The organism is Dysosmobacter sp. Marseille-Q4140 (assembly GCA_018228705.1).
In the GTDB taxonomy this organism is placed as follows: domain Bacteria; phylum Bacillota; class Clostridia; order Oscillospirales; family Oscillospiraceae; genus Oscillibacter.
In genome coordinates this window covers 1574797-1600722 of the sequence record CP073694.1, presented here as the reverse complement: position 1 = coordinate 1600722, position 25926 = coordinate 1574797, and the positions used below count along the sequence as shown (strand labels likewise).

Here is a 25926-nt window from a genome sequence, read left to right as displayed (position 1 = left end):
CGGCGGCCCGACGGGGGTTTATGCCTGAAAAAACGCGGCGGGCGCCCCGTTGGGGAAGCCCGCCGCGGTGAGAGGGGCCGCCGGAGGGTCAACCCTCCATATGGCGGCCCAGAAAAGCGGCGATGGTCTGTGCCAGCTTGTACTCCGTCTCGCCGGTGACGGCGCCGTCGGCCGAGATAAACAGCACCAGGCCCAGCAGGTCCCCCTCCGCCAGAATAGGCGCCGCCACGGCGACGGTGAGCTTGTCGCTGCCGTCGCACACCGGGATGGGCTGTCCCTCTCCGGCAAACTGATAGATCCTGCGGGTCTCCATGATCTGCTCCAGGTCCGCCGTGATCCGCTTGCCCATCAGCTCCCGCTTTCCGCCGCCGGCCACGGCGATCACCGTGTCCCGGTCTGTGACGGCGCAGACGGCGCCTGTGGAGCGGCTCATGGTCTCGCACAGCTCCCCGGCGAAGTCCTCGATGCCGCCCAGCAGGGAATACTTTTTGAAGATCACCTCGCCGTCCCGGCTGGTGTAGATCTCCAGAGGATCTCCCTCCCGAATGCGCATGGTGCGGCGGATCTCCTTGGGAATGACCACCCGTCCCAGGTCGTCGATCCGCCGCACGATTCCAGTTGCCTTCATATCGAAAACTCCTTTTGTCTGATTGATTTTGCTCTGCCTGCCCGCTGGCGGCAGCCCCTTGGCAAAAGCTAGTATCCGCAGGATTTGTTTGCCTATGCGGTCTCTTCCCTGGTTTCATTTGCCAGAGACGGTGCACCGCGCGATAGTAGAAAAGTGGAGGCGGACGGCTCTGCAATTTGTGAAAGCTGTGAAAAGAGATCGCAAAATTTTGACATCATCTTGAGGGAATTGACAAAAACGTCAAAATAATCCTGTTGAAATCCTGGAAAAATTAGGCGATTCAAACAACTCTTCCCCAGCTTTTTCGACAGGACCATCCTTGACGGTATTTTTTGCAGGAAGTATAATATATAAAGTAAAATCGGGTCCGAAACAAGTCATTTATCCCCTAAAAAATCAAGGAACCTGCCCGCCCCGCGGACGCGCAGGGAGAGGAGCTGCTGCCATGGCAAAGAGAGATCTAGTAGACCGTTTCCATAAGGGCGAACTGACCGACGGCTGGCGCTGGTTCGGCGCCCACCCGGAGGAAAAACGCGGAAAGGCCGGCTGGACCTTCCGGGTCTGGGCGCCTCACGCTCAGGCGGTCTCCGTGGTGGGAGACTTCAACGACTGGGACGTGTCCGCCTCTCCCCTCAAACAAAAAGGAGAGATCTGGGAGGGGTTTATCCCTGGGCTCAAGCCCTATACTGCCTACAAGTTTGCCGTCCGGGGCGCTGATGGCGCGGTCCACCAGAAGGCGGACCCCTATGGCTTCCATACAGAGACCCGCCCCGCCACCGCCAGCAAGCTGTATGACATCAGCGGCTTCAAGTGGACGGACGCGGCCTTCCGCAAGAAGAAGGCGGCCCGTCCGGTGTACCATGCGCCGCTGAACATCTACGAGGTGCATCTGGGCTCCTGGAAGAAGCGGGACAACGGGGACTTCGTGGATTACAAGGACCTTGCCAGAGAGCTGGCGGCCTATGTCAAGGACATGGGCTACAACGCCATCGAGCTGCTGCCGGTGACAGAGCACCCGCTGGACGACTCCTGGGGATACCAGTGCACCGGATACTTCGCCCCCACCTCCCGGTTCGGCACGCCCCACGACTTCATGTGGTTCGTCAACCATATGCACAAAAACGGCATCTCCGTGCTGCTGGACTGGGTGCCTGCCCATTTCTGCAAGGACGAGCAGGGCCTGTATCAGTTCGACGGTACCTGCTGCTACGAGTACAGCGACCCCAACAAGTGGGAGCACGCCAGCTGGGGCACCCGGGTGTTCGACTACGGCCGGCCGGAGGTCAAGAGCTTCCTGTTCTCCTCCGCCCGCTTCTGGCTGGAGGAGTACCACATCGACGGATTGCGGGTGGACGCCGTGGCCTCCATGCTGTATCTGGACTATGACCGCCAGGGCGGCCCCTGGACCCCCAACAAGTACGGCGGGCACGAGAACCTGGAGGCGATCGATTTCCTCCGGGAGCTCAACGCCATGGCCTTCTCCGTGGACCCGGATGTGCTGATGGTGGCGGAGGAGTCCACTGCCTGGCCCCTGGTGACCCGGCCTGCCGACGTGGGGGGCCTTGGGTTCAACCTCAAGTGGAACATGGGCTGGATGAATGACATGTGCCACTACCTCAAGCTGGATCCCTGGTTCCGCCAGGACCACCATAAGGACATCACCTTCTCCATGATGTACGCCTTCTCTGAGAACTTCGTGCTGCCCATCTCCCACGACGAGGTGGTCCACATGAAGGGCTCCGTGGTGGGGAAGATGCCCGGTGACTACGAAAATCAGCTGCGCTGCCTGAAGGGCTTCTACGCGTACCTCCTGGCCCACCCCGGCAAGAAGCTCCTCTTCATGGGCGCCGAGATCGGCCAGTGGCACGAGTGGGACTCCGACGGCCAGCTGGACTGGTATCTGCTGGACCAGCCCATCAACCAGAAGATCCACCGCTTCTTCCGGGAGGCCAACGCCTTCTACCAGAAGAACCCGGCCCTGTGGGAGATCGACTTTGGCTGGGAGGGCTTCGAGTGGCTGGTGCCGGACGATAACCACAACAACGTGGTGGTGTTCCTGCGCAAGGACAGCAAGGGCCGCGACCTCATGTGCGCAGTGAACTTCTCCCCCAATACATATGAGGGGTACCGCATGGGCGTTCCGGCCCACCGGCGGTATGTGCCCGTGTTCAATACGGACGACCCCATTTACGGCGGTGACGGCTTCGGCGACACCTCGCCGGTGCCGGTGGAGGCCATTCCCTCCCACGGACGGGAGCACTCCGCCGCCATCCGCATCCCCGCGTTTGGCGCGGTGTTCCTGCGGGGTGAGGGAACCTTCCCCAAGCCCAGGAAGAAACAACAGGCAAAGGAGATGGAGAAAACATGAAAAAAGAGTGTATCGCCATGTTGCTGGCGGGCGGCCAGGGAAGCCGCCTCTACGTTCTCACCGGCGATATGGCAAAGCCCGCCGTGCCCTTCGGCGGCAAGTACCGCATCATTGACTTTCCTCTTTCCAACTGCACCAACTCCGGCATCGACACCGTGGGCGTGCTGACCCAGTACCGTCCTCTGGAGCTCAACAGCTACATCGGCAGCGGCATTCCCTGGGACCTGGACGGTACCACCGGCGGTGTCCACATCCTGCCGCCTTATCAGGGCAGCAAGGGCGGCACCTGGTACAAGGGTACTGCCAACGCCATCTACCAGAACATCGGCTTCATCGACCTGTATGATCCGGACTACGTGGTGATTCTCTCCGGCGACCACATCTACAAGATGAACTACGCCAAGATGGTGGAGCGCCACAAGGCCGCCGGCGCCGCCTGTACCATCTCCGTTATGGAGGTGCCCTGGTCCGAGGCGCCCCGCTTCGGCATCATGAGCGTGGATGAGAACGACCTCATCACCGAGTTCGCGGAAAAACCCAAGGAGCCCAAGAGCAACCTGGCGTCCATGGGCATCTATGTGTTCTCCTGGAAGGCTCTGCGCAAGTACCTGACGGAGGACGAGGCCAACCCCAACTCTGAAAACGACTTCGGAAAGAACGTGATCCCCGCCATGCTGGGCAACGGCGAGGTCATGGCCGCCTACCGCTTTGCCGGCTACTGGAAGGACGTGGGTACCCTGGAGAGCCTCTGGGACGCCAACATGGATATGCTCTCCCCGGAGTCCGGCCTGGACCTGCTGGATGAGTCCTGGCCCATCTACGCCCGCTCCGTCAACGCGCCGCCGGCCTTTCTGGGCCGCGCCTCCCATGTCGCCCACAGCGCTTTCAACCGCGGCAGCGACATTGAGGGAACGGTAGAGAACTCCGTTCTCTCGCCCAACGTGGTCGTGGGCGAGGGCGCCAGGGTCAGCTATTCCGTGCTGCTGCCCGGCGTGGTGATAGAGCCCGGCGCCGTGGTGAAATACGCCATCCTGGGCGAGCGGTGCCATATTGGCGAGGGCTGCCAGGTGGGCGGCGCGCCGGAGGATGTCCTGCCCGACTCCTGGGGGCTGACGGTCCTGGCACCCGGCTGCCAGGTGGAGAACGGGCGGAAGGTCCGGCCCGGCATCATGCTGGACCGAAATGGTGAGGAGGTGTCCAAATGAACGGTATGCACGGCATCATCTTTTCCTACGAAAAGCGCAACGACCTGCGGGAGCTGGAGGAGATCCGCTCCGCGTCCTCCGTGCCCTTCGGCGGCCGCTACCGGGCGGTGGACTTCTCTTTGTCCAATCTGGTCAACGCCGGCGTCACCGATGTGGGCATCGTGCTCCATGGCCATTACCAGAGCCTGCTGGACCATCTGGGCACCGGCAAGGACTGGGACCTGAGCCGCAAGCGCGGCGGGTTGAAGCTGCTGCCGCCCTTCGCCTTCAAGGAGAAGTACGGCGAGGGGGTCTTCCGGGGCAAGATGGAGGCTCTGGCCGGAGTCCGCTCCTATTTGCAGGAGATCCGCCGGGACTATGTGGCGCTGATGGACGGTGACCTGGTGGTGAACCTGCCGCTGACGGAGATCTTTGAACAGCATCTCAAGAGCGGCGCCGATATCACCGTGGTCTGCGGCAACGACAGCTTCCAGACTGAGAACGGCACCTATTTCGAGCGGAACAAGGAGGGGCGGATCACCGACGTCCTCTACCACCTCCACACCCCCAGGGGCTACCGGGGCCTGGAGGTCTACATCCTCTCCACCAAGCTGCTGCTGGAGCTGGTGGACGAGTGCGCCAGCCACGACCAGTTCAGCTGGCGGCGGGATGTGCTGCAGGCCAGAAAGGATACCCTCTATCTCAACAGCTACGTCTGGGGCGGCTTTGCCGCGCAGATCCGCTCCGTGCAGGAGTACTATGACCGCAGCATGCAGCTGCTGGACCCCGCCATCCGGGCGGAGCTGTTCTGCCCCGAGCGGCCCATCCGGGCCAAGGGCACCGACAAGTGCTCGTCCTACATCGGGCCGGACGGCCGCTGCATCAACTCTCTGGTGGCCGACGGCTGCAGCATCGAGGGTGTGGTGGAGAACTCCATCCTCTTCCCCGGTGTGGTGGTGGAGGCCGGCGCCGTGGTGCGCAACTGCGTGCTGTTCAAGGAGACGGCGGTACGCCGCAATGCGGAGGTATCCTATCTGATTGCCGATAAGAACGTGGAGGTCCTGGCGGACCGGACGCTGATGGGCCACAGTTCGTATCCCATCGTGCTGGCCAAGGGCAGCGTCATCTGAGGCGGGGGAGAGCGCCCTGCCTCTGACGGTGCGGCCTGCGGGCCGGAAGTGAACCATTGTTAGGGACGAGGCGTTTTCGCCGCCGAAGGGCGGGATGCCCTGGCGGCGGCGAAAACGCCCGCATTTTTGTGTGTTTGTGTGGGAGGACCCGGCGGGACCGCAGCGGCCCCGGCCTGTTTTCCCGGCCCGTTTCCCACGGGCCGAAAGAAAGGAGTGGACCATGAAGATTTTATATGCGACCAGCGAGGCGGTGCCTTTTTGCAAAACCGGCGGTCTGGCGGATGTGGCGGGCTCTCTGCCTCCGGCTCTGGCTGCCAGCGGCGCTGAGGTGGCGGTGGTGCTGCCCCTGTACCAGAAGGTGCGGGAGCGCTACGGCCATGAGCTGAACTTCCTCTGCTACGACTATGTGGACCTGGCCTGGCGTCACAGCTACTGCGGATTGTTCTCCCTGGAGCGGGACGGCGTGACGTGGTACTTCCTGGACAACGAGCAGTATTTCAACCGGCCGGATCTGTACGGCTACATGGACGACGGCGAGCGCTTCGGCTTCTTTGCGCGGGCCGTGGTGCAGATGCTGGACCACATGAAGTTCTGGCCGGAGGTCATCCACTGCAACGACTGGCAGACCGCCCTGGTGCCCGTCTATCTGAAGGACGACGGTGTGCGGATGGACCGCTACCGCTCCATCCGGACGGTGCTGACCATCCATAACATCGAGTATCAGGGCCGCTACGGCAAGCAGACTCTGGGCGATCTGTTCGGCCTGGACCACGGCTGGGCTGATGACGGCACCATCCTCATGGACGGCGACGTGAACCTGCTCAAGGGCGCCATCCTCTGCGCCGACGCGGTCAACGCCGTGTCTCCCACCTATGCCAATGAGCTGAAGATGCCCTTCTTCGCCCACCGGCTGGACGGCATCATGCGCCAGTGCGGCTACAAGGTCTCCGGCGTGCTCAACGGCATCGACATGCAGCGCTACAACCCCGCTACCGATCCCCACATCGCCGCCAACTACTCCGTGAGCGAGATGAGCGGCAAGGAGCGGTGCAAGGCGGAGCTGCAGAAGATGATGGGCCTGCGGGAAGAGCCCTACACCCCCATCGTGGGCATGGTCAGCCGTCTGGTCAGCCACAAGGGCCTGGACCTGCTGTGCGAGGTGATCCACGACCTGATGGAGATGCCCATGCAGCTGGTGATCCTGGGCAAGGGCGACCGGAAGTACGAGGAGTTCTTCAACTGGGCTGCCCAGCAGTATCCTGGCCGCATGGCGGTGCGCCTGGACTACAACGAGGATCTGTCCATGGCCATCTACGCCGGCGCCGATCTGTTCCTGATGCCTTCCAAGAGCGAACCCTGCGGCCTGAGCCAGATGATCGCCATGCGCTACGGCACCGTGCCCATCGTCCGGGAGACCGGCGGCCTGAAGGATACCGTCCAGCCCTACGAGGCCTGGCGGGACGCCGGCAACGGATTTACCTTTGCAAATTACGCAAGTGGTGATATGCTGTATGTGGTCCGTGAGGCCGTGTATCTGTACAAGGACTATCCCGACGCCTTCGGCCGCCTGCGCCAGCGGGCTATGGAGTGCGACTTCAGCTGGGCACGGAGCGCCGGGGACTACCTGCGGATCTACGCCTCTGTCACGGGCCAGACCTGGCCGCCTCAGACCCCCGAAGCGCCCCCTTTTGAGTCTGCTCCGGCGGAGACGCCGGTGACGGAGGCTCCCGCCGAGGCCGCGCCTGTGGAGGAGCCTGCCGCCGAACCTGCTCCCGCGGAGGCACCTGCCGCCGAGGCCGCTCCCGCCGCGGAGAGCGTCCCCGCCGAAGCCGCGCCTGCGGAGGAACCGCCCGCCGAGGCCAAAAAGCCGGCCGCAAAGACTGCGGTCAGGAAGTCCGCAGCGAAGAAATCCGCCGCCAAAAAGGCGGAGGCCCCCAAGAAGCCCGCTGCCAGAAGGACTTCCAAAAAGACGGAGAATCCCAAGGAGGAAACCACTAAGGAGGAGGCGTCCGTCTCCGCAGAAGTTCCCAAAGAGGAGAGTGCTCCGGAGAAGGCGCTGGCTGTGAAGCCGGAGTCTGCCCTGGCCGTCAAGAAAGAGAGCTCCAAGGCCCTGACGGTGAAAGAGGAGGGGCCCAAGGCGCTGACCGTCCAGGAGGAAAAGGCAGCCCCTGAAGCGGAATCTGCTCCGAAGGAGACTCCTGCGGAGAAGCCCGCCAAGAAGGCTGCCGGGAAGAAACCCGCCGCAAAAAAGACCGCGGCCAAAAAAGAGACCAGCCAGAAGAAAGGACCCGCCGGCAAGTAAAAGGGCGGAGCGAGAGGATTCATGAAGAAATTTACCACCAAGTCACTGGAAGAAGAACTGTCCGCCAAGCTGATGCTGCACTTCGGCAAGACGGCGGAGGAGGCGCTCCCCGGCGAGATGATGCGGGCCTGTGCCCTGACGCTGCGGGATGTAATGGCACTGCGGGAGGTCGAGACCCGCAGAAAGACCCGCAAGGAACAGAAAAAGCAGGTCCACTACCTGTCTTTGGAATTCCTCATGGGCCGCAGCCTGATGAAGAACGCCTACAACCTGGGGATCCTGCCTCAGCTGCGGCAGGCGCTGGAGAACATGGGCTTTAAAGCGGCAGATATCTTTGAGATCGAGCCCGACGCGGCGCTGGGCAACGGCGGCTTGGGCCGTCTGGCCGCCTGCTACCTGGACTCCATGACCACCCTGGAGATCCCGGCTACCGGCTATTCCATCTGCTATGAGCTGGGCATCTTCAAGCAGAAGATCGTGGAGGGCCAGCAGGTGGAGCTGCCGGACAACTGGAAGGACCTGGGCGCCGCCTGGCTGCTGCCCAAGCCTGCTGAGGCCCAGGAGGTCCGCTTTGGCGGCAAGGTCCGGGAATTCTGGGACAACGGCCATCTGCACATTATCCATGAGGATGCCACCGTGGTCCAGGCGGTCCCCTGCGACATGGAGATCGCCGGCTACGGCACGGAGCACGTCAATGTCCTGCGGCTGTGGGACGCCCGGTCCACCAAGCCGGTGGATATGTCCCTGTTCTCCCGGGGCGAGTACCTCAAAGCCGCCGAAGAGGAGGCCATGGCGGAGACCATCGCCAAGGTCCTCTACCCGGAGGACAATCATCTGGAGGGCAAGTCCCTGCGGCTCAAGCAGCAGTACTTCTTCGTCTCCGCCACCATGCAGTCCATCGTGGCCAAGCACCTGGAGACCTGCGGCACCCTCCACAACTTCCATGAGAAGAATGTCATCCAGATCAACGACACCCACCCGGCCCTGGTGATCCCGGAGCTGATGCGGCTGTTCATCGACGACGCCGGCATGGACTGGGATGAGGCCTGGCGCATCACCACCCAGTCTGTGGCCTACACCAACCACACCGTTCTGGCGGAGGCCCTGGAGCGCTGGCCCCAGAACCTCTTCGAGCACTTCCTGCCCCGGATCTGGCAGATCACTCTGGAGATCTCCCGCCGCTGGCAGGAGAAGGTGGAGGACTTCTACCACGATCCCCGCAAGACGGAGAAAATGGCCATCGTCTGGGGCGGCGAGGTCCGCATGGCGAACCTGTGCATCGCCGGCGGAATGGCTGTCAACGGCGTCAGCGGCCTCCACTCCGAGATCCTGCGCAAGGATGTGTTCCGGGACGCCTGCGGTATGGAGCCCTGGAAGTTCCGCAACGTCACCAACGGCATCGACCACCGCCGCTGGCTCAGTGAGATCAATCCCCGGCTGGACAGCCTCATCAAGGAGCTGACCGGCGGAGACGAGTACCTTCTGCACCCCCAGGCGTTGAAGAAGCTGGACGCCTTTGCCGACGACCGGACCGTTCTGGATCGGCTGGCCGAGATCAAGCTGGCCAACAAACGGGATTTCGCCGCCCATGCCAAAAAGACCCGGGGCGTGATCCTGAATCCGGACGCCATCTTCGACGTGCAGGTCAAGCGCCTGCACGAATACAAGCGGCAGCTTTTGAATGTGCTGCACATCATCGCGCTGTATCAGCGGCTGCAGGATGATCCCAATGCCATCACCCAGCCTCACACCTTCCTCTTCGGGGCCAAGGCGGCCCCGGGCTACGCCGTGGCCAAGCGGATCATCCACCTCATCAACTCCCTGGCCGACCAGATCGACCACGATCCCATCTGCAAGGACAAATTGCAGGTGGTGTTCCTGGAGAACTACCGGGTCTCCCTGGCGGAACAGCTGATGCCCGCCAGCGAGGTCTCCCAGCAGATCTCCACCGCCGGCAAGGAGGCCAGCGGCACCGGCAACATGAAGTTCATGATGAACGGCGCCCTGACCATCGGCACCCTGGACGGCGCCAACGTGGAGATGCACCAGCTGCTGGGCGACGAGAACATGTTCCTCTTCGGCCTGCACTCCGACGAGGTGGAGCAGATGAAGCGGGAGGGCTATGTGCCCCAGCGGATCTACAACCGCTCCCCGGTGCTCAGCCGCTGCCTGGATGCCCTGCGCAACGGCTTCCGGGACGGCGTGCGCTACGACGATCTGTACCAGCGGCTGCTCTTCGGCGCCGGCGGCAGCCCTGCCGACGAGTATCTGCTTCTGGCGGATTTCGACAGCTACTACCAGGCCTCCGACCGGGTGGTCCGGACCTATGCCGACCCCGTTCAGTGGAACCGCATGAGCCTGCACAACATCGCCCGCAGCGGCGTCTTTGCCGCCGACCGGGCTGTGGCGGAGTATGCGGACAACATCTGGCGGGTGCCCCACAGAAAATAAGCCCGATGCGGCGGAGCCGGTTTTTCCGGCTCCGCCGAAAAAATATCCCCCGGCCCGGGATTTTTTCCGGCGCCGGGGGATATTCCTGATAGAAAGGCCTTTCCACTCTGGAGCAAACGAGGTGAGACAAGTTGACGGACGCGGAATTCCGCCTGGCGGTGGAACGATATGGGGATATGCTGTTTCGGCTGGCATACAGCTGCACCCGCAGCCGGGCGGATGCGGAGGACGTGATGCAGGAGACACTGCTGAAGCTCTACACAGCCCAAAAAGCATTTAAATCACCGGATCACGAGAAAAACTGGCTGGTCCGGGTGGCGGTGAACGAGTGCCGGCACCTGCTGCGGACACCCTGGCGGCGCCGGACCGGGCCTCTGGAGGAGGCGGCGGATACGCCGGTGTGGGACACACCGGCCCAAAGCGAGCTGTTTCGCCAGGTGATGGCCCTGCCGCCTAAGTACCGGGCGGCCATTTACCTCTATTACTATGAGGGCTACGCCGTCCGTGAGATCGCCGCCCTGCTGGGAGCGAAAATTTCCACCGTCCAGACCTGGCTCCTGCGGGCCAGAGGGCAGCTGAAACTGAGATTGAAGGAGGCTGAAAGCCAGTGATTGACGAAAAACTGTATCGCGAGACCTTTTCCAGGCTGCGGGCCTCTGAGAAGGCAAAAGAGGAGGTCTTTTACAAAATGAAAAACAAAACCCACGCCCGGCGCCTGCCGAAGCTGCTGCGGACGGCAGCCATCGCCGCCGTGATGGCGATGGCCCTGGCCGTCACTGCCGGAGCGGTGAACTATGCCACGGACGGAGCGCTGTTCCGCCAATTCCGGATCATTGCCTGGTCGGGAGAGGATACCCTGCTGGCCCAGGATGAGGAGGGGAATCAGGTCCATATTACTGTGGACAGCGCTGCGCAGGATCTGGTCACCCGGGAGAACGGGCGGCTGATCCTCCATGCGGACCAGGATATCGATATCACCGAGGCGCTGGAGGAGACCGGGGCATACCACTATACCTATGAGGTGCTGACCGTCTGGGAGGATGGCAGTCAGGAGACCCGGACCGTCACCATCGATGTCACCGGTGATCTGGATGACTGGACTGTCACCCGCGGCAGCAATGCCCCGGAAAGGGCGGCGTGAGTGCCGGGCTGAAAAAATAGAAAACGCGGACAGGAAGAGCGTTCCTGTCCGCGTTTTACCGTTCTTTTGACAGCCCCAACAGATAGTCTGTGCTGACCCCGTAGTATTTGCTCAGCGTGATCAAGTGGTGGATGGGCAGCTCATTTGCGCCGCGCTCATAGCGGGCGTACATGGTCTGCGACGTCCCCAGCACCTGGGCGATTTGTGTTTGCGTTTTGTCGGCATCCTCACGCAGATCCCGGAGGATCCGCACGTAGTCCATGTCGGTCATTGGTTGACCCTCCAATCCCATGGGATTTTGCGTTCGCTTACTAATGTAGCATAAAAACAGGGGATCCTTCCATCACAATACAAAATTTTACTACAAAAAATAGAAAAAACAGACAAAATAGAGGAAGATTTTGGCTATTATTACAAATAATGGACGAGAACTTTGCGTAAATGAAACGCCGTGAAGCGAGGAAAACGGGCGGCTCTGCCAGAGAATACTTTACAATCCTTATTTTTATGGATATAATATCATTCGTATGTACTTTTCTGCCGAAACGGCTGGATTTTCAAAGGAGGGACCCGCCCGAGCCATGAGCAAACAGAAAAAGAAAGCGGCCCTGAGCCGGGAAGACGAGATGACAGGGGCCAAGCTCTTCGGCAAGCATGCCTCAGTGGAAAAGCGGCGGGCGCTGCTGGCCGTGACACTGGCGGCCTGTGCGATGCCCATGCTGCTGGGGGGGCGCTTTTGGAGTGAGATTCCCAGAGTTGTGGAGACTGGGCTGATCGGTCCTGGGGGGCAGGACGACTCTCTGCCGCGGTGGATGGTGGCGTTTGGGATGCCGGCCTTTATGTGCCTGATGGACGCGATTACCCACATGCAGCTTCATCTGAACCAAAAGCGTATGACCATTCCGGCTGCGCCGGTGCGCCTGCTGGGGCGGTGGGGATTTCCCGTTTTGTCCGTCATTTTCTGCAGCTGGCTGATTTTCCATTCTGCCGGACAGAAAATGCTGCAGCTGTCTTTTGTCACTCCCTGCGCGCTGGGCCTGCTGTTGCTGCTGCTGGGATCCCATATGTTTGACTGTCCCCTGGACAGCCGCCTGGCGCTGCGGTTTTCCGGCCTGGAGGAAAACCCCCTCCAGTGGAAGGCGGTTCACCGCTTTGCCGGATGGATATGGATGCTGGCGGGTTTGGCGTTGATCGCCTGGACAATGGCCGTGGGAAGTCTCTCGCTGGTTATGCCGGCCGTGGTGCTGGCGGCCTTTGCGGCGCCCTGGATCTTTGCCCGCAGCCGCAGCGGAAAGATGGATTGAAGAGAAAATCGAGAAAATAAGGAAGTAACGACTATGGAATATACACAGGGCGTCCGGTTTGATACGCTTTCCCTGTCTCCGGAGATCATGCGGGCCATTGAAAAGCGGGGGATCGAGGTGTCCACGCCGGTCCAGGCGGGCTGCATCCCGCCCATGATGGACTGGCAGGATGTGATTGCCAAGGCGCCTACCGGCACCGGCAAGACCTTTGCCTACGGCATTCCCATCGTGGAGCACGTAGACCCGGAGGACGAGAGTGTCCAGGCGGTGATTTTGGCGCCCACCCGGGAGCTTGCCATCCAGATCACTGACGAACTGCGGGACCTGGCGGAGTTCAAGCCCGGCGTCCGTACCGTCTGCCTTTACGGCGGCCAGCCCATCGGCAGGCAGATCGACACGCTGAAAAAGCGCCCCCAGATCGTGGTGGCCACGCCGGGACGGCTCAGCGACCACATGAAGCGCCGCACCGTCCGGGTGGACACGGCAAAGACCGTGGTGCTGGACGAGGCGGACCGGATGCTGGACATGGGCTTCATCCACGACGTGACCCGCCTGCTGGACAAGATGAACAAGCGCAAAAACCTGGGCCTCTTCTCCGCCACCATCTCCCGGGAGGTCATGGACATCGCCTGGGTCTACCAGCGCGACGCGGCGGAGATCACCGTCCGGGAGGACGAGCAGAACAAGCCGGACATCAAGCAGTTCCGCATGGAGGTGCCCCAGAACGAGAAGGCCGACGCCATTGCCCGCATCCTGGAGGAGACCGGCTTCGACCGGTGCATGGCCTTCTGCAACACCAAGGGCTCCACGGAGCGGATCGCAAAGTTCCTGCAGATGCTGGGCGTGGACGCCGAGTGCATCCACGGCGATATCCCCCAGAAGCGCCGGGAGCAGGTCATGGACCAGTTCCGCCAGGGCAAGCTGCGGGTGTTCGTCTCCACCGACGTGGCGGCCCGGGGCATCGACGTGGACGACGTGGACATCGTGTTCAACTGCGACGTGCCCGACGAGAACCAAGACTACGTCCACCGGATCGGCCGCACCGGCCGGGCCAAGCGCCAGGGCGTGGCGGTGACCTTCATCTCCGACTACCCCGCCAAAATGCGCATCGACGACATCGCCCAAAAGACCCGGAACGAGATCGTCCCGGTGAAATTCGGCGAGGACGGCAAGCTGACCGTGGTAGAATAAAAGAGCGCCGGAAACCATGCGGTTTCCGGCGCTTTTTGCTGCGCGGGGCGGTCCGTCAGGACGCCAGCAGGGTCTCCAGCTGGCTCCAGAACTCCTCCGGAGTGAAGGTGAGGATGTCGTAGGTGTTCTTCTCCGTCAGCAGCCAGCCGTCGCTGGTGAGAGTAAACTGGTCCTCTCCGGCGGTAAAAACACAGCTGTCTTTCGACGGGGTGGTGTCAATGGTACCAGTGGCCCGCTTCACCTTGGCCTGGTCCAGCAGATCCAGCAGCGCCTCCCGCTGCTGGTCGGTCAGGACCTGGGGGGACGCTCCGTCCAGACAGGCCTCCACAGTCTCCGCCGTCCGCAGGGCGGAGGGCGTCACCGACGAGGCGCTAAGATCGGACAGGCGCAGCATCAGCAGCAGCGCCGCCACAAAAAAGATCACCACTGCCAGGCTCTTGGGCCGGTTATTCTTCAGAAACCGCCGGGAAAGGGCTTGGTTGACTGCCTGGACCTCCGGGTCCTCCATGGCGGCGCGCAGGTCCTCCGCGGTATCCGGCTTCTGGAAATTGTCCTTGTCTCCCATGGGGAATTCCTCCTTGCCGATCGGGTTTTCTTGAGTATACCACGGGGCGGCGAGTTTGTGAACAAACCTTAAAATTTGTAATTTTTTGTTACTTTTTCCGTGAAAGAACTTTACAAGGCTGCGAAAGTTCTTTATAATGTCTTTGCTTTGGAAGCTGTGAGGGTGCCGCGGAGCCGGCACCTCTTCTTTACTCCCAGGAAAGGAGCGATACGGATGAAGAAACAAACGCGATGGGCGTGTGTGCTGCTGGCGGCGGCGCTGTGCCTGAGCCTGCTGGCCGGATGCAGCGGCGGGGAGGAGGGCATGGATCTGTCCGTGTGTGTCGGTGCGGCGCCGGAGAGCCTGGACCCCATCTATGCAGTCAGCGCCGCGGACCAAACGATCCTGACCCACCTGTATGAGAACCTGATGCAGGCGTCCGTGGATGAAAACGGCGCCCTGACGGCGGTCAGCGGCATGGCGAAGAGCGCCGAGTCGGAGACTGACGTGGATGGCAACGTTACCTGGACCTTCCGCCTGCGCAGCGCAAAATGGTCTGACGGGAAGAAGGTCACGGCCGACGATTTCGTTTACGCCTGGCAGCGCCTGGCGGACCCGGAGCGGAATTCCCCCTATGCTTCGCTGCTGTCCATTGTGGCGGGCTATGAGGAAGCTCGGGCCAGCGGAGATATGAGCCTGCTGCGGGTGAGTGCTGAGAACGACTCCACTCTTGTGGTGGTACTGAACGGCAATTACGAGTGGTTCCTGACGCAGGTGTGCACGGCGACCGCTACCATGCCGCTGCGGCGGGATCTGATGGAGCGGTGGGAGCCGGAGAAGACCGGGGAGGATCAGGAGCAGTCTGCGGAAGAGACTGAGAGCACGGCGGAGACGGAAGAGGCGCTTTGGTGGAGTGACGTGTCCGCCCTGGTGACCAACGGCCCTTACCAAGTCAGCGGCTATACCCGGAACGAGAGCCTGACGGCCGCGGCCTATGAGGACTATTACGGCCGGCTCAAGGGCCCGGAGACGCTGACGTTCCGCTTTGCGGACACTGCGGAGGAGGCCTGGGCCCTGTATGAGGCGGGAACCGTGGACTTTGTGGGCGAACTGCCCCAGGAGCAGCTGGAGCTTCGGGCGGCGGACCAGACAAAGTCGCTGACAGCGGAGCTGAGCACCTATGCGGTGGTGCTCAACTGCGCCCGGGATCTCTTCGATGAGGCGGAGGTGCGCCGGGCGCTGACACTGGTCCTGGACCGGAATGCCCTGGCCCAGGCGGCGGGCACGGACGCCCGGGCGGCGGAGGGCCTGGTGCCTCCGGATGTGCCGGATAGTGACGGCACGGCCTTCCGGACGGACAGCGCTCTGCTGGACAACGACCCCAATCACTACGCCGACGCCTGCGCCCAGGCGGCGGAGCTGCTGTCCCAGGCCGGTTACGACGGCGGCCGGGGACTGGGGGATCTGGAATACCTGTATGTGGACGACGGTGCCGGCGCCGCGGCTGTGGCCCAGGCCCTGTGCCAGATGTGGAACCAGAAGCTGGACCTGCGGGTGACGGCCCGGGCCGTCACAGAGGAGGAGTTGTCCCAGGCTCTTGCGGAGGGCACGTTCACCCTGGCCGGAGTGGAACTGCGGGCGGTGGCCAACGATCCGGAATGCTTTTTGATGCCATGGGTCTCCAAAAGCGGGGAGAATATTGCAAATTATGCCAACAGCGCCTATGATACGCTGCTGTCCATCATCGCCAGCGCTCAGGACAGTACCGCCCGCAGCGGCTGCCTCCATGATGCGGAGGCCCTGCTGCTGGAGGAGGGCGTGGTGGCGCCTCTGTACACCACTGTTACCGGCTGGCAGCTGCGGGATACCCTGACAGGCCTGTGGCGGGACGGCCGCGGCTGGTTCCGCTTTGCCAGTGTCGTGGTCAGGAGCGTGTGAGGGTCTGTCGATCCATATAAAAAGCCGCGGCGCCTGTCAGGCGCCGCGGCTTTTTTCGTGCAGCAGTTGCCGGAAAGAGGGGAGATGTGTATAATGAGAGGACAAGACCCTTATAGAAAGGAGCATCCCATGCGATCTCAAACCCATTACCTGGAGACCGGCTCCCGGGATCCCGCCTACAACCTGGCTCTGGAGGAGACAGTGCTGCGCCGCCGTATTCAGGGCGACTATCTGCTGCTGTGGCAGAACGACAATACCATTGTTATCGGCCAGAATCAGAACGCTGAGGCGGAGATCAACCGGGCCTTTGTGGAGACTCACGGCATCCGCGTGGTACGGCGGACTACCGGCGGCGGTGCCGTGTATCACGACCTGGGAAATCTGAATTACTCCTTTATTACCGACGCCGGCGATGCCGAGCGGCTGACCATGGAGCGCTTTACCCGTCCGGTGGTGGAGGCGCTGCGGGGGCTGGGCCTCCAGGCGGAGGCCTCCGGCCGCAACGACATCCTCGTGGAGGGCCGCAAGGTCTCCGGTACGGCCCAGCGCCTGCTGGGAAAGCGCATCCTGCATCACGGTACGCTGCTCTTTGACGCAAACCCGGAAATGGTGGCCGGTGCGCTGAACGTGGATCCCACCAAGTTCCAGTCCAAGAGCTCCAAGTCCGTACGCAGCCGTATCGGCAACATCCGTACCTTTTTGAAAGAGGACATGGATCTGCCGGCCTTCTGGGCCTATCTGAAGGAGGCGCTGGCGGGCGACGGATTGACGCCGGACAGTCTCACGGCGGAAGAACTGGCTGAAGTGGAGGAGCTGCGCCGGGAGAAGTATGACACCTGGGAATGGACGTTCGGCCGGTCTCCGCGATACAGTATGACCAACTGCCGCCGCTGGGACGGCGGATCTCTGGAGCCCCATCTGGAAGTGGAGAAGGGGCTTATCAGCGGTATCGTGTTTTACGGAGATTTTTTGGCGCTGCGTTCTCTGGAGCCGGTGACGGGGGCGCTGCTGGGGTGTCCCTTCCGCCGGGAGGCGGTGACCGCGGTCCTGGATCGATTTCCGCTGTCCCAGTATTTCGGAGCCATTACCCGGGAGGAGATTCTGGATACGCTGTTCCACCCGGCTGGTGAGGACGAATGATCCATATTGGACCATACACTTTGAAGAATATTCAAACGGTGCCCTTTCCGCCTTGGAAAGGGCACCGTTTGTGTGTGATCATTTGGAGTTAAAGGCCCGGTAGAGGTCCAGCAGATCGTAGCAGCTGTTGACATGGGTCTGAATGGCGGAGGAGAGCAGCAGCTCGTCTCCGGTAGCCAGAGCGTCCACCATCTGCACGTGGTGCTGAAGCGTCATCTCCCGATGGCGGTCCGGCTGATTGGTACGGAAAAAGAAATAGAAGATGGCGGCCACAGACCAGTTGGCCTTGTACAGCTCCAGCAGCTGCTTGTTCCCTGCCAGTTCAATATACTTGGAGTGGAAACGAAACTCCACATTTTCCGCTTCGGCATCCCCCTTTTCGTAGGCGCCGTGAAATCCATCCAGCATCCTGCGCAGTTCCGCCAGGGCCTCCGGCTGGGCGGCCACTGTTCGCAGCGCACCGGATATGGCATAGAGCTCCATCATTTTGCGGACTTCCAACACATCCTGCACCTGCTCGGGAGACATTTTTGCCACCACCATGCCCCGGCGGGGAATGGCCTCTACCAGCCCAAGCGATACGAGGCGGTTAATGGCGGAGATCACTGGCGTGCGGCTGATGCCGAGAGAGTCTGAGATCTCCTGGGTGGTGAGCTTTGTGCCAGGGGGGTACTCCCCGCTCTGGATACGGGCGCGGATCTCATTGAGGGCATAATCCAGCATCGATCCGGTTGGCTTCACGGCAGGTACCTCCTTGTCAAAAATGGTGCGCGGTCCAAACGACGCGCACCCTCGTTACGTTTTTTCTATTATAGAGGAAAAACGCCAAAAAGTAAATGCAAATTTTGCCTCTTACAAGGTAAATCTCACAAAACCTTTATGGCGCTGACCTTTAGTCAAACGTTTCCTCCTGCAGGGGCTCCAGCAGCAGCCGCGCATCGGGAATGGTGATGAGCTTGCCCAGAGCCCGCCGGGCGGCCAGACGATAGCCCCAGCGGTCATCCTCCTGAAAGGGCAGATGCCAGATCAGCAGATGGCGGGGCCGGATGCTCTCGATAACAGCTCTGCCCCGGGGCAGGGTCAGCCAGGGAAAATTCAGGATTGCCAGATCGATGGGCTCGCCGCCTACGAATTTCACCAGTGCGGGGCTGGCTACGGCGCAGTCGCCCGCCAGCAGCACCCGGAAATCCCCACTCCGGAGAATACAGCCGTAGTTGGCGACATGGGCGTACTGGGCGCCCTCGTGGGGCAGGGGGGCGAAGCGCAGCTCCAGACCTGCAAGGCTCATGCGGCTTTCGCCCTCCAGCAGGATCTGATCGGGTAAATGGGGCTCGGGCAGTACCAGTTTCGCCCGGGGCCACAGCCGCTGGGCCTCCTTCAGCAAGGGGATGGAGCAGTGGTCGGGGTGGCAGTGGCTGCACAGGATCAGGTCCGGGTCATAGAAGGCCCGGGTCTGCTCAAGAGCCGCCATCAGAGCGGGAGAAATGGTGGAAAATCCGGGAACCTGCTGGCGGTGCATGGCGTCGTACCAGATGCGGGCGGGCCCCAGTGCCAGCGCGCCGCCGGCGTTGGCGCTGAGCGTGACGGTACAATGAGACATGGGAGAACTCCTCTTTTCTATTATCGGTAAAGATCCCTGCATTTTGAGTACAAAATGCAAAATTCAATTTTTATTTAAAATTTAATGCATATAGCACAAAGCAAGGTGAAATTTTCGGCTGTTATCACGAGTATACCACAAACCGGACAAAAAGGAAGTACTATTCCCTTGTTTTTTGATTTTTTTGCTGAAAAGATGAACTTTACGCAAAATTAGGCAACGGCTTGCCGAGAAAAAAGCTCAATACAAAATCTGCTTTTGTGATTGCCAATTTTCCGGGGCGGTGTTATAATTTTGAAAGTCGATGGAGAGGGATTCTCTCCATCCGCGTGCCCAAGTGAGTGCTGCGGGAGAAAGAGTTCTGGGTTCAGAAGAGACTTTTGAATGGATATGTGGTGAATAAATATTCAAAAGCTGCTTTCGCGGCACCGCGCTGGGAGGAAAATCGCATGAATGTGAGGAAGGGAATGATTTCATGAAAGCCTACAAAAAGATCATGGGAGGCATCGCCGAGCTCGAGAAGATCGTCACCAGTCTCGTTTTGACGTTTGTCACCCTGATCACCTTTGCGAACGTGGTCGTTCGGAAGCTGAGCGACAGCCAGTTCGCCTGGACGGAGGAATTGGTCATCAACCTGTTCGTCCTGCTGATCATGCTGGGCTGCGGCCTGTGCGCCCGGGAGGGCAGCCTCATCAGCCTCTCCTTGATCTTCGACCGTCTGAAGGTCGGCGGCAAGAAGGTCTTGGTGGTCATCGCGACCATTGTGAATACCGTGTTCTGGGTGCTGCTGCTGTGGACCGGTTGGGAGAAGGTCCTCTCTCAGATCGCCTCCGGCAAGCACACCAACTCTCTGGGCTGGCCCGAGTGGGTGTTCACCATTTTCCTGCCGATCGGCGCAATTTTCCTGATTTTGCATACCATTGAGTATCTTGTGGACGTCCTGCACGGGGACGCGGACTGTGTGAAGGAAGAGGGAGGAAACGACTGATGATTAACTTTATTCTGTTTGGCTCCTTCTTTGTGATGCTGTTTTTGAACATCCCCATCTGCGTCAGCCTGGGTATGTCCTCCATCTTCGCCATGTTCTGTTCCGGCGATATGCTCTCCATCGTCCCCACCAACGTCTACAACGGCATGGCCAAGTTCCTGCTGCTGGCCATTCCGTTCTTCGTCCTGTCCGGCAACATTATGGCCAAGGCCGGCATTTCCACCCGCTTGGTTCAGTTCATTGACGACTGCATTGGACATCGCCGCGGCGGCATCGCCATCGTGTGCGTGGTGGTGGCCTGCTTCTTCGGCGCCATTTCCGGTTCCGGTCCGGCCACCGTGGCGGCTCTGGGCATCATCCTGATTCCCGCCATGATCAACCGCGGCGGCTTCTCCGCTCCGTTCTCCTCCGCCATGATGGCCAGCGCATCCTCCATTGCCATCGTCATCCCGCCCTCCATCGCGTTCGTGGTGTACGCCTCCATCACCGGCGTCTCCGTGGGCGACATGTTCATGGGCGGTATCATCCCCGGCATCATGATGGGCATTGCCCTGGTGGTGGTCATCATGATCGAGGTCCGCAAGAAGGGCCTGACTGCTTCCCGCGAGAAGGCCTCCTGGGGCGCCCGCTGGAAGTCCTTCCGCACCGCGTTCTGGGGATTCCTGATGCCCGTTATCATTCTGGGCGGTATCTACGGCGGCATCTTCACTCCCACCGAGGCCGCTGCCGTGTCCGTGGTGTACGGCCTGCTGGTCGGTATGTTCATCTATCGCGAGGTCAAGCTTCGCGACCTGTATGATCTGCTGGTGGATTCCACCAAGACCACCGGCGGTATCATGCTCATCATCGGCGCTGCTACGCTGTTCTCCTATGTCTGCACTGTGCACGGCATCTCCGGCGCTGCGCAGAATCTGCTGCTGAGCATTTCTGCCAACAAGTACATCTTCCTGCTGATCGTCAACATCATCTTCCTGATTGCCGGCTGCTTTGTGGACGCCAACTCCGCCATGTACATCTTCATCCCCATCATGTACCCTGTCGCTACTCAGCTGGGGATTGATCCCATCCACTTCGGCGTTCTGTCCACCGTGAACCTGGCCATCGGTCAGGTGACCCCGCCCGTGGGCGTGAACCTGTTCGTGGCCATCGGCGTCAGCAGCAAGCTGCAGGACGTCCGGGACAAGACCAGAGTTACCATCGAGACCATCTCCAAGGCCGTGTGGCCCCAGATTGTGGCCTGCGTGGTGGCCCTGCTGCTGGTCACCTACATCGAGCCCCTGTCCACCATCCTGTTGTTCAAGGCCTAAGTCTCACCCCTGTTGGTCTGTGATCACGTAAGTGATATCAGATAAATCCCAAGCACAATGTTTAAGGAGGAAAACCCATGAAAAAGTTTCTTGCACTGATCCTGGCTCTGGTGATGTCCCTGAGCCTCGTCGCCTGCGGCGGCGGTGACACCGCCACTGAGGAGACTACCGATGATGCCGCCGGCACCGAGGAGGGCGGCACCACCTTCGAGAAGCAGACCTGGAAGTTCACCTGCTCTGCTACCGAGAACACCCCCTGGGCTGACATGGGCCGCGAGTTCGGCGAGCTGGTCAGCGAGGCTACCGGCGGCGCCGTGACCGTTCAGGTCTTTGCCGCCGACCAGCTGACTGCCGGCAACCAGACCGAGGGCATTCAGGGCGTTATGGACGGCACCATCGAGCTGTCCGCTCACTCCAACATCATCTACTCCAGCTTCGACCAGCGTCTGAACGTTGTGTCCCTGCCCTTCCTGTTCGACTCCTTCGACGATGTCGACGCCAAGCTGGACGGCGAGGCCGGCGCAGCTGTGGGCGAGGTCGTGGAGAGCATGGGCCTGCACCTGCTGGGCATTGCTGAGAACGGCTTCCGTCACGTTACCAACAGCGCCCGTCCCATCGAGTCTCTGGCCGATATGAAGGGCCTGAAGATCCGCGTGGCCGGTTCCGAGCTGCTGAACGAGGAGTACACCGCCTGGGGCGCCAACTGGACCAACGCCAACTGGTCCGAGGTTTACACCGGCCTGCAGACCGGCACCTATGACGGCCAGGAGAACCCCCTGCCCACCGCTGACGGCGCTTCCATCGCTGAGGTTCAGAAGTACGTCACCTACTGGACCGGCGTGTATGACTGCATCTTCTTCACCATGAACGGCGATCTGTACAACTCCCTGTCTCCCGAGCTGCAGGCCATCGTTGACGAGTGCGGCCAGAAGGCTGCTCAGAGCCAGCGTGAGAAGGAGCGTGCCATGGACCAGGAGATCCTGGACAAGTGGGTCGCCGCTGGTGTCACTGTCACCGAGCTGAGCGAGGAGGCCGCTGCTGAGTTCAAGGAGGCTGCTGCCTACATCTATGAGGATCAGAAGTTCGTGGACATGATGACTCCCGAGCTGATCGCTGCTTTCACCGCCGAATAAGCTTGCGCGACTTACGCAACCGCTCCGGCGTTTGCAGACTGCGCTGAATCGAAAAAACGTGGCTGCAGGCGACTGTCGCCACGTTTTTTCGAATCAAAATTCAAAAATAACCAGTATTTTCCACAAAAAGCAGGAAACATTCCGCAATACAAATTAAAAACACCGATCAAATCGGCAGAAGGGAGTTCTTTCCTATGGCAGCAACGAAAGCGAAGGCTGAAAAGTACACCAAGGAACAGGCGGCCAAGTTCTACGAGACTATGTGCACCATCCGCAAGTTCGAGGAGACCGTCAAGCACGATTTCCTGGCGGGTGAGATCCCGGGCTTTGTCCACCTGTACATCGGCGAGGAAGCCATTGCCACCGGCGTGTGCGCCGCCCTGCGGCAGGATGACATGATCGAGTCCACTCACCGCGGCCATGGTCACTGCGTGGCCAAGGGCGCCGATGTGAACCGCATGATGGCTGAGATCTACGGCAAGAAGACCGGCCTGTGCCAGGGCCGCGGCGGCTCCATGCACATTGCTGACTTCTCCGTGGGCATGCTGGGCGCCAACGGCGTCGTGGGCGGTGGCTACAACCTGGCCACCGGTGCCGCCCTGGCCAACAAGATGATCCTGAAGAACGACAAGGTCTCCGTGGTGTTCTTCGGCGACGGCGCCTCCAACCGCGGTACCTTCCACGAGGCCATGAACGTGGCTTCCGCCTGGAAGCTGCCCGTCATCTTCGTCAACGAGATGAACTGCTGGGCTTCCACCACTCCCTACCGCACCACCTGCAACGTGGAGAACATCTCCGACCGCGCTGCCGGCTACCATGTGCCCGGCGTCATCGTGGACGGCCAGGACGTGTTCGCCGTGTATGAGGCCGCCAAGGAGGCTGTTGCCCGCGCCCGCGCCGGCGAAGGCCCCACCTTCATCGAGGCCAAGACCTACCGCATCGAGGGTCACTTCGTGGGCGATCCCGAGCTGTATCGTGACCACGCCGAGACCCAGAAGATCTACCACGACACCGATCCTCTGAAGATGTTCCGCGCCAAGGCCGCCAAGCTGAAGCTGATGACCGCCGCCGAGTGCGACGAGCTGGATGCCAAGTGCGACGCGAAGATCAAGGCCGCCAAGGAGTTTGCCCTGAGCAGCGAGTATCCCGATGCGTCCGAGTACATGAAGTACGTCTATGTGGACTAAGGCGAAGGAGGAACGAAACGATGCGTAAGATCACATTTGCACAGGCCACCCTGGAAGCGATGGCCGAGACGATGGCAAAAGACGATAAGATTTTCGTTATGGGCGAGGACCTGGCCCGTCAGGGCGGTATCTTCGGCCAGTTCAAGGGCCTGCCCCAGCAGTTCCCCGGCCGCGTGCTGGATACCCCGATCTCCGAGACCTTCATCATCGGCGGCGGCGTGGGTGCTGCTCTGGCCGGTGCCCGCCCCGTGGTGGATATGCACTTCGCCGACTTCATCGGCGTGCCCATGGACGAGGTGTTCAACCAGATGGCCAAGGCCCGCTACATGTTCGGCGGTCAGGCCAAAGTGCCCCTGGTGCTGCGTGCTCCCGACGGCATGACCATCCAGGGCGCTGCCCAGCACTCCCAGTGCGTGGAGGCCTGGTTCACCCACATTCCCGGCGTTCAGGTCGTGGCTCCCTCCAATCCCTATGACGCCAAGATGGTGCTGAAGGCTGCCATCGAGAGCGACGATCCCGTCATCTACTTCGAGAACAAGATCCTCTACAAGGAAAAAGGCGAGGTTCCCGAGCTGGCCGACGAGGTGCCCTACACCATCGGCAAGGCCCGCGTGGAGCGCGAGGGCACTGACGTGACCATCGTGTCCTACTCCATCGGTATGAAGAACGCCCGCGGCGCCGCGGACCTGCTGGCCAAGGAGGGCATCAAGGCCGAGGTCATCGACCTGATCACCCTGTCTCCCTGGGACAAGGAGACCGTGCTCAACAGCGTGAAGAAGACCCACCGGCTGTGCATCGTCCACGAGGCGGTCAAGCAGGGCGGCTTCGGCGCTGAGATCGCCGCCACTGTGGCGGAGGAGGCCCTGGAGTATCTGGACGCCCCCATCCTGCGGTACGGCGCTCCCTTCTGCCCCATCCCCTTTGCTCCCACGCTGGAGAAGATGGTTCGTATCTTCCCGGAGGACCTGGTCAAGGGCATCAAGGGCATGTTTTAATGCCTGTTGAAAAGGAGATTTTCAAGTATGGCAACTGAAGTATTGATGCCCAAGCTCGGCCTGACCATGACCGAGGGCACCATTGAAGAATGGAAGTTCAAGGAAGGCGACACCGTGAAGGCCGGAGACGTGCTGTTCTCTGTGGCCACCGATAAGCTGACCAACGACGTGGAGTGCGACACCGACGGCACACTGCTGAAGATCCTGCTGCCCGAGGGCGAGACCGCCGAGTGCAAGAGCGTCATCGCTTGGATCGGCCAGCCCGGTGAGGCTGTCCCCGGCGCTGAGGCCGCGGCTCCTGCCGCTGCAGCCGCTCCCGCCGCCCCCGCCGCTGCGGCTCCTGCCGCGGCTCCCGCCGCCGCTGCCGCTCCGGCCAAGACCGCCGGCGGTTTCGTGCTGGCCTCTCCCTATGCCAGAAGGCTGGCCAAGGAGAAGGGCTATGACCTGGCGGCCATCCCCGCCTCCGGTCCCAACGGCACCGTCATCGCCCGGGACGTGGAGAACTACGTGGCCGGTCCCAAGACCAGCCCCATGGCCGCCAAGCTGGCCGCCGAGCTGGGCGTGGACGTCAGCAAGCTGGACGTCCAGGGCCGCGTGATGAAGGCCGATGTGCTGGCCGCCGCCGGCGCCGCTGCGCCTGCCGCTGCCGCCGTCAACGTCCCCGCCGCTGCCGCCGTGGAGAGCAACGACGAGGCTCCCGTGAAGGTCAATCCGCTGCGCCGCAGCATCGCCGCCAACATGAGCAACTCCTGGCACACCTCTCCGCGGGTCACCTATACCCGTCCCGTGGACGTGACCGCCATGAAGGACCTGCGCGCCAAGCTGAAGGACGGCTTGAAGGAGCAGGGGATCAAGCTGACCTACAACCACATCCTGATGAAGGTCGTGGCCAAGGCCCTGACCGAGTTCCCTGACATCAACGCCAGCTTCGCCGACAACATGCTGACCCGCCACAAGCACGTCAACATGGGCCTGGCGGTGGCCAAGGGCGACGGCCTGATCGTCCCCAACGTCAAGAGCTGCGACACCAAGTCCCTGGCGGAGATCGCCAAGGAGACGGAGGCCCTGATCGAGGCCACCCGTACCGGCAAGCTGGGCATGGAGGATATGACCGGCGGCACCTTCACCATCTCCTCCCTGGGGCCCTATGGCATCACCAGCTTCTCTCCCATCATCAACCAGCCTGAGCTGGCGATTCTGGGCGTGTGCGACATGGTGGACACCCCCGTGGTGCGGGACGGCCAGATCGTGATCCGGCCCATGATGAACCTGAGCTTGACCGCTGACCACCGCGTGGTGGACGGCGTCATGGCCTCCAAGTTCCTCAAGCGGATCGCGGAGCTGCTGGAAAACCCCTATATGCTGCTGGTCTGAGTTCAGACCGGATCAAACGGA

The 25926-nt window shown here is 61.3% G+C and carries 22 protein-coding genes; 17 read left to right on the top strand and 5 right to left on the bottom strand.

Annotated elements, in window-relative coordinates:
* Window positions 1-88: 88 nt before the first annotated feature.
* Complete coding sequence (locus tag KFE19_08085; GenBank protein ID QUO39423.1) at window positions 89-628, bottom strand: AbrB/MazE/SpoVT family DNA-binding domain-containing protein; 540 nt, start codon at window positions 626-628, stop codon at window positions 89-91.
* A 445-nt stretch (window positions 629-1073) separates the two neighbouring features.
* On the opposite strand from KFE19_08085, the gene glgB reads away from it, so the two are divergent.
* The 7 genes from glgB to KFE19_08050 all read left to right on the top strand — a co-directional run bounded on the left by glgB (window position 1074) and on the right by KFE19_08050 (window position 11204).
* On the top strand, window positions 1074-2996 hold the full coding sequence (gene glgB, locus KFE19_08080) for a 1,4-alpha-glucan branching protein GlgB (GenBank protein QUO39422.1): 1923 nt from the start codon (window positions 1074-1076) through the stop codon (window positions 2994-2996).
* Complete coding sequence (locus tag KFE19_08075; GenBank protein QUO39421.1) at window positions 2993-4201, top strand: glucose-1-phosphate adenylyltransferase; 1209 nt, start codon at window positions 2993-2995, stop codon at window positions 4199-4201. The genes glgB and KFE19_08075 overlap by 4 nt, the downstream gene beginning before the upstream one ends.
* The gene (gene glgD / locus KFE19_08070; GenBank protein QUO39420.1) at window positions 4198-5310 is read left to right on the top strand and encodes a glucose-1-phosphate adenylyltransferase subunit GlgD; all 1113 of its coding nucleotides are present in this window, start codon (window positions 4198-4200) and stop codon (window positions 5308-5310) included. Before KFE19_08075 ends, glgD begins: the two co-directional genes overlap by 4 nt.
* 220 nt (window positions 5311-5530) lie before the next feature.
* On the top strand, window positions 5531-7612 hold the full coding sequence (gene glgA, locus KFE19_08065; protein ID QUO39419.1) for a glycogen synthase GlgA: 2082 nt from the start codon (window positions 5531-5533) through the stop codon (window positions 7610-7612).
* A 21-nt stretch (window positions 7613-7633) separates the two neighbouring features.
* Window positions 7634-10063 carry a glycogen/starch/alpha-glucan phosphorylase gene (locus KFE19_08060; GenBank protein QUO39418.1) on the top strand — a complete coding sequence of 810 codons (2430 nt, stop codon included), beginning with the start codon at window positions 7634-7636 and terminating at the stop codon, window positions 10061-10063.
* Between the two features lie 131 nt (window positions 10064-10194).
* Entirely contained in the window at window positions 10195-10674 is a 480-nt protein-coding gene (locus KFE19_08055; protein ID QUO39417.1) for a sigma-70 family RNA polymerase sigma factor, read from the top strand.
* Window positions 10671-11204, top strand: a complete 534-nt coding sequence (locus KFE19_08050; GenBank protein QUO39416.1) for a hypothetical protein — start codon at window positions 10671-10673, stop codon at window positions 11202-11204. Before KFE19_08055 ends, KFE19_08050 begins: the two co-directional genes overlap by 4 nt.
* Before the next feature lie 55 nt (window positions 11205-11259).
* On the opposite strand, the gene KFE19_08045 is transcribed toward KFE19_08050, so the two are convergent.
* A complete protein-coding gene (locus KFE19_08045) occupies window positions 11260-11466 on the bottom strand; it encodes a helix-turn-helix transcriptional regulator (protein ID QUO39567.1) in 207 nt (68 codons plus the stop codon).
* Between the two features lie 319 nt (window positions 11467-11785).
* Between KFE19_08045 and KFE19_08040 the strand changes: the two genes are divergently transcribed.
* Together KFE19_08040 and KFE19_08035 are read left to right on the top strand one after the other, a co-directional pair.
* Entirely contained in the window at window positions 11786-12508 is a 723-nt protein-coding gene (locus KFE19_08040; GenBank protein QUO39415.1) for an SdpI family protein, read from the top strand.
* Window positions 12509-12541: 33 nt separating this feature from the next.
* Window positions 12542-13699, top strand: a complete 1158-nt coding sequence (locus tag KFE19_08035) for a DEAD/DEAH box helicase (protein ID QUO39414.1) — start codon at window positions 12542-12544, stop codon at window positions 13697-13699.
* Between the two features lie 55 nt (window positions 13700-13754).
* On the opposite strand, the gene KFE19_08030 is transcribed toward KFE19_08035, so the two are convergent.
* Complete coding sequence (locus tag KFE19_08030; protein QUO39413.1) at window positions 13755-14264, bottom strand: hypothetical protein; 510 nt, start codon at window positions 14262-14264, stop codon at window positions 13755-13757.
* Between the two features lie 213 nt (window positions 14265-14477).
* On the opposite strand from KFE19_08030, the gene KFE19_08025 reads away from it, so the two are divergent.
* Both KFE19_08025 and KFE19_08020 read left to right on the top strand, forming a co-directional pair.
* Window positions 14478-16181: a peptide ABC transporter substrate-binding protein gene (locus tag KFE19_08025; protein QUO39412.1), complete on the top strand. Its 1704-nt coding sequence runs from the start codon at window positions 14478-14480 to the stop codon at window positions 16179-16181.
* Between the two features lie 129 nt (window positions 16182-16310).
* Window positions 16311-17321, top strand: coding sequence for a lipoate--protein ligase (locus tag KFE19_08020; GenBank protein ID QUO39411.1), 1011 nt, complete (start codon window positions 16311-16313; stop codon window positions 17319-17321).
* 78 nt (window positions 17322-17399) lie between these two features.
* Here KFE19_08020 and KFE19_08015 read toward each other — a convergent pair whose 3' ends face one another.
* Window positions 17400-18062: a GntR family transcriptional regulator gene (locus tag KFE19_08015; GenBank protein QUO39410.1), complete on the bottom strand. Its 663-nt coding sequence runs from the start codon at window positions 18060-18062 to the stop codon at window positions 17400-17402.
* Between the two features lie 151 nt (window positions 18063-18213).
* Entirely contained in the window at window positions 18214-18921 is a 708-nt protein-coding gene (locus KFE19_08010) for an MBL fold metallo-hydrolase (GenBank protein ID QUO39409.1), read from the bottom strand.
* 475 nt (window positions 18922-19396) lie between these two features.
* Here KFE19_08010 and KFE19_08005 point away from each other — a divergent pair, with 475 nt between their 5' ends.
* The 6 genes from KFE19_08005 to KFE19_07980 all read left to right on the top strand — a co-directional run bounded on the left by KFE19_08005 (window position 19397) and on the right by KFE19_07980 (window position 25905).
* Window positions 19397-19909 (top strand): TRAP transporter small permease, encoded by a 513-nt coding sequence (locus tag KFE19_08005; protein ID QUO39408.1) that lies wholly within the window; start codon window positions 19397-19399, stop codon window positions 19907-19909.
* A complete protein-coding gene (locus KFE19_08000; protein ID QUO39407.1) occupies window positions 19909-21216 on the top strand; it encodes a TRAP transporter large permease in 1308 nt (435 codons plus the stop codon). The genes KFE19_08005 and KFE19_08000 overlap by 1 nt, the downstream gene beginning before the upstream one ends.
* Before the next feature lie 77 nt (window positions 21217-21293).
* Entirely contained in the window at window positions 21294-22349 is a 1056-nt protein-coding gene (gene dctP / locus KFE19_07995) for a TRAP transporter substrate-binding protein DctP (protein QUO39406.1), read from the top strand.
* 194 nt (window positions 22350-22543) lie between these two features.
* Window positions 22544-23536 (top strand): thiamine pyrophosphate-dependent dehydrogenase E1 component subunit alpha, encoded by a 993-nt coding sequence (locus tag KFE19_07990; protein QUO39405.1) that lies wholly within the window; start codon window positions 22544-22546, stop codon window positions 23534-23536.
* Window positions 23537-23556: 20 nt separating this feature from the next.
* Window positions 23557-24531, top strand: coding sequence for an alpha-ketoacid dehydrogenase subunit beta (locus KFE19_07985; protein ID QUO39404.1), 975 nt, complete (start codon window positions 23557-23559; stop codon window positions 24529-24531).
* A gap of 27 nt (window positions 24532-24558) precedes the next feature.
* Window positions 24559-25905, top strand: coding sequence for a 2-oxo acid dehydrogenase subunit E2 (locus KFE19_07980; GenBank protein ID QUO39403.1), 1347 nt, complete (start codon window positions 24559-24561; stop codon window positions 25903-25905).
* Window positions 25906-25926 lie beyond the last annotated feature (21 nt).